Genomic DNA, 3,854 nt, shown 5'->3' with positions numbered 1-3,854 from the left:
GGTGGCGTTGACGGGTTCCCAAGCAGGATAGCGGATTTGTTGGTCAAAGAGATAGCCGGAAGCGCGGACTACTATCATCTGACCAATACGTTCTTTTAGGGATAAAATGCGATCGCTCACTATTCAGTTATCAGTTATCAGGTTTAAGTTTTAAGTTGCCAGTTTTGCCTAAATTTAGTTATCCTCTACTGATCACTGTTCACTGGTCACTGATAGCGGAATCGTCATCTTCTGGGGGTCGATCGCTTTTAATATGATCAAGAAGGTGTAACATTCGATCGCCGCGTTCGAGGGAAGAATCTTCTAGGAAGACCACTTCGGGGGTACGTCTGAGACGGATGCGTTGACCAAGTTCACGCCGGACGAATCCCGCGGCCGCTTTTAAACCGGCCATAGTTTCGGCCTTTGCATCTTTGTTGCCGTAGATAGACACAAAAATCCTAGCGTGTTGTAGGTCGTGGGAGAGATCTACATCGGTAACGCTAACCATACCGGCACCGACGCGATCATCTTTAATTTCCATTAATAACATTTGGCTGACCTCGCGCTTAATTAGCGAGGACACGCGAGATACTCGACGGTCGTTAGCCATAATTTTCGTCCCCTAAAAACAGCGAAACCCTTACCATTGTATCAAGCTAATCCGAGCATGGCTTTGAGGGTGAAATAAAGAAAGGCGAAAGTTCCCCCCAGAAAGCCCACAAGTGCGATCGCTGTGAGGGGATTTTTTAATAAAGGGGCTAACCAGCCGAAAAAGGCGAAGAAAATCCCTAAACTAAAGCTAATCAGATAGCGGGGGTAACGGCTCACGTTATCAAAAAAGTCGCCCATAAATTTTATTTATTATCTTTGTCCGTAAGTAATTATAGCAGTAAGCTTCAATGTTCAAGGGTAATTCGATAATTTCCCCGATTGAGTTTCACTGGGATTGTGGGACATCTGGCGCGAGAATCATCAATTGTCCCTCCTTATCCTCGCGAATGGCTAGAATCGCCGGACGTTCATTTTCTGCCGACTGAGGGGATAACCCGCGAAAAACATAAGTCCAATTGTTATTTTGGATTAATAACCGCCAAACTCGCGGGGGATTAACTTTGCTATCATTCGTTTCTTTTCCCCGCAGCTCTTCGAGTAATTTGGTCTCACCGATAATTCGATAACCTTTGAGAGAAGGATCGGTAAAAACATCCTCCTGATTCCGACCGATCGCTATCTGTTTTTCCGGTAAAACTAAAGTGATAACTGGTAAGGTAGAACTATCATTAACTGCATCGCGACGGGCATCGATCGATCCCTGAATTCGGGCTAACCAAAAAAGAATAATTAATAGCCAAATAACAGCGATCAAATCTTTTCGGAGAGCTTCGGGAATTCCCCGGACTAATAAACCTAGGAACTGAAATTTTTGATGAAATTTCCGTTTAGATTGACTGACAATTGAATAGGATGGCAGGGGAGACAAAATCCAGAGAGTAAATTGAATCGCGAAGGCAACGGCAACCAGCGCCAGTAAAGTTCGCAGCAACGCCCCGAAATCGCCACAGAAGACCTGTATCGGCACGAAAAGGAAGGAACGCAAGGGCAAGTCCAGACGGTTGATCTCAAGGCTAAACCAGCCGAAATAGGCCCACCGATAAATCCATCCCGTAAAATAGAGAAAAATCCCCAGCAAACCGAGAAGACTGGCGAAGGTTCCTAGTATCTGTGTTCCGGGAGGGGGAGAATTCGGAGCGCTCACGGCAAAATGTCCCTGATTGGCGTTTTCGATCGCTATCCTACTCGATCGATCGGGTTCTATCGCCAGTTCTTTGTATTTTATCAAGGAGAATAACCATGTCCATCGACGATCCCCGACAAGTTCGTTTTTTAATTGAGAAAATGGAAGCAAGTTTACCGATCCCCGTGCGTGCAACTCCCGAAACGTTAAAAATAGCTGAAACAAAAGGCGAGCGATACAAACCCGATCACCAGTTTTCGATCGATAAAATTTTCTACACGGGAGACGAGGGGGGAATTATTTGTTCCCTAAAAAACGAATCGGGAAAACAAACGATTCTTGTCTGTTCTTTAACCCATCTACGGATCGATAACGATCATCCGTTAGCGGCGGATATTCAATCCTACCAGAAAAAGCGATCGATGCGGATCGCACTACAGGATGGTAAAACCGGAAAAGCCCTCCGTATTGCCAAACAAAACCGCCCGAACAAAGGTTTCGGAAAGTAAAAATATATTGACAAAAACCGCAGGTTGGGTTACTGTTACTCCTAACCCACCGCATCCAATTATATTCGGGGAATAGAAATTTGATTAGTTCGTTGCTACCAGATCGTATTAACCGTTGATAATTGAATTTTTCGATCTCGGCTAATTAAGGGAACGTTTAAATATAGGGCGGTTGCCGCAATAATTCGATCGGGTAAATCGGGAACATCCGAGCGCTCGATTCCTCCCATAGTAACCACAATATTGCGAGCGAGCGGGATTTCTATCAAAATAGAATTTTCCCTGTCCAGTTCCATTAACAATCGCTCTATTGTTTGAGCGGAAATCCGGCCTTTTTCACCAAGATAGACAATTTCAGCCAGAGTAATCGAGGAAACCGCAACCGTATCTCCACTATTGCCAATTTGTTCGATGGTTTGTCGAGCCAAATTGGATAATCGTTGATCTGCGTAAAGATACCAGATAACTGCATGAGTATCTAAAACTGCTTTTAACACTTAAAGATCCTCTGCCGTAAAATCTCCCCACGCTTCTCGTCGGGTTTTATCGATATCTTCAGCCGAGGGAGCCTGTCCTAAATCGGCGCATATACCCCATAAAGAGGGACGGGGTTGATTAACTTCTGCCGATTCCGATGCCATTTCTGCGGTAATTTTTTCGATCAGTTGCCGTTTCTCGATTGCGGATAATTTTTCCGCCCACCGCATTAGCTCTTGTAGAGTCATATTTCTATCGCTTACCGCATAAAGGAGTACCTTCATAAGTTTTAACATAAAGAGAAGATAAAACGCTTCCCCTTTGACAATCCCGACGCTAAAATATGGAAAAAACCCTCTAGAAAAAACCCTAGGTTGGGTTACTGTTACTCCTAACCCACCGCATCCAAGATCGAAAACAGAACCAACCCAATCCCGATCATTCAGGCAAGGTAAAGATGAAAAAACTCTACCCAATAATAACCGCAACTAGCCTAGTTTTGATCGCCTCTCTTGCTGGCTATCATCTACCAGCCACCGGCGATAGATCTCCCGTAATCCCCGTATTCATACCGGATAATACAAAAGTATCTTTAAAAAATGGCACTTCTCTATCTGGGAGATTAATCAAGTTCGATTCCCAAGCAAAAACGATCGCTTTAGGGAGAGAATCAAAAACAAAAGAAGTGGCAATGAAAGAGATCAAACAGATAGAGTTTCAAGGCAAGGTTATTATCAGAGAATCCCAATCTCTTGTCATTAGTGCAGTAGAAGAATTATTAAATGACGAACAACAACAGAATAGAGGACGCTGGCATGAACCCCTACAGAACTTCAAAATTGTTGATGTTAATGAAGGAAAAGCGGAAGTAACTTTAACCTCGCTAAACCCTCGACAAATAGGTATAATATCGGATGTATTGCGTAACAGTTCCTACGTTGTCGAGGAAATTAAATTTAACCCCTCGGACAAAATTGAGATTCAAGTAAACCGTTGTGTAGCTACTTACCAATATGGGAGGTGCTATAATTGACATATTTACTCAGTCAAAAAACGATGATTAAGTTAAAAGTCACAACGGTAGGGAACTCTATGGGGGTGATTTTCCCGAAAGAGTTGGTGGAGAAGCTGCGCCTTAGTAAAGGCGATAT

The 3,854-nt window shown here is 43.7% G+C and carries 7 protein-coding genes; 2 read left to right on the top strand and 5 right to left on the bottom strand.

Going from position 1 to position 3,854, the window contains the following annotated elements; genetic code table 11:
- Window positions 1-199: 199 nt before the first annotated feature.
- The 3 genes from rbfA to PX484_RS20435 all read right to left on the bottom strand — a co-directional run bounded on the left by rbfA (window position 200) and on the right by PX484_RS20435 (window position 1,822).
- On the bottom strand, window positions 200-592 hold the full coding sequence (rbfA, locus tag PX484_RS20445; RefSeq protein ID WP_002751761.1) for a 30S ribosome-binding factor RbfA: 393 nt from the start codon (window positions 590-592) through the stop codon (window positions 200-202).
- A gap of 41 nt (window positions 593-633) precedes the next feature.
- Complete coding sequence (locus PX484_RS20440) at window positions 634-831, bottom strand: DUF751 family protein (protein WP_002737592.1); 198 nt, start codon at window positions 829-831, stop codon at window positions 634-636.
- An 88-nt stretch (window positions 832-919) separates the two neighbouring features.
- Window positions 920-1,822 carry a hypothetical protein gene (locus tag PX484_RS20435; protein WP_287764940.1) on the bottom strand — a complete coding sequence of 301 codons (903 nt, stop codon included), beginning with the start codon at window positions 1,820-1,822 and terminating at the stop codon, window positions 920-922.
- An 11-nt stretch (window positions 1,823-1,833) separates the two neighbouring features.
- Between PX484_RS20435 and PX484_RS20430 the strand changes: the two genes are divergently transcribed.
- Window positions 1,834-2,226: a hypothetical protein gene (locus PX484_RS20430; RefSeq protein WP_287664453.1), complete on the top strand. Its 393-nt coding sequence runs from the start codon at window positions 1,834-1,836 to the stop codon at window positions 2,224-2,226.
- A gap of 95 nt (window positions 2,227-2,321) precedes the next feature.
- Here PX484_RS20430 and PX484_RS20425 read toward each other — a convergent pair whose 3' ends face one another.
- Window positions 2,322-2,723, bottom strand: coding sequence for a type II toxin-antitoxin system VapC family toxin (locus PX484_RS20425; protein ID WP_061430929.1), 402 nt, complete (start codon window positions 2,721-2,723; stop codon window positions 2,322-2,324).
- Window positions 2,724-2,987: a hypothetical protein gene (locus PX484_RS20420; RefSeq protein WP_002771281.1), complete on the bottom strand. Its 264-nt coding sequence runs from the start codon at window positions 2,985-2,987 to the stop codon at window positions 2,724-2,726. It abuts the gene before it with no gap.
- Window positions 2,988-3,160: 173 nt separating this feature from the next.
- Here PX484_RS20420 and PX484_RS20415 point away from each other — a divergent pair, with 173 nt between their 5' ends.
- Window positions 3,161-3,736: a hypothetical protein gene (locus tag PX484_RS20415; RefSeq protein ID WP_287764938.1), complete on the top strand. Its 576-nt coding sequence runs from the start codon at window positions 3,161-3,163 to the stop codon at window positions 3,734-3,736.
- Window positions 3,737-3,854: the final 118 nt, after the last annotated feature.

This window comes from Microcystis sp. M49636_WE2 (genome assembly GCF_030065375.1).
In the GTDB taxonomy this organism is placed as follows: Bacteria; Cyanobacteriota; Cyanobacteriia; order Cyanobacteriales; family Microcystaceae; genus Microcystis; species Microcystis aeruginosa_C.
The sequence above is the reverse complement of the archived record's forward strand: the minus strand, read 5'-3'. Positions and strand labels throughout refer to the sequence as shown.

Coding starts and splice junctions, on each gene's coding strand:
- PX484_RS20415 (WP_287764938.1), top strand. CDS start 3,161: ATGAAAAAACTCTACCCAATAATAACCGCAACTAGCCTAGTTTTGATC.
- PX484_RS20430 (WP_287664453.1), top strand. CDS start 1,834: ATGTCCATCGACGATCCCCGACAAGTTCGTTTTTTAATTGAGAAAATG.
- PX484_RS20420 (WP_002771281.1), bottom strand. CDS start 2,987: ATGAAGGTACTCCTTTATGCGGTAAGCGATAGAAATATGACTCTACAA.
- rbfA (WP_002751761.1), bottom strand. CDS start 592: ATGGCTAACGACCGTCGAGTATCTCGCGTGTCCTCGCTAATTAAGCGC.
- PX484_RS20440 (WP_002737592.1), bottom strand. CDS start 831: ATGGGCGACTTTTTTGATAACGTGAGCCGTTACCCCCGCTATCTGATT.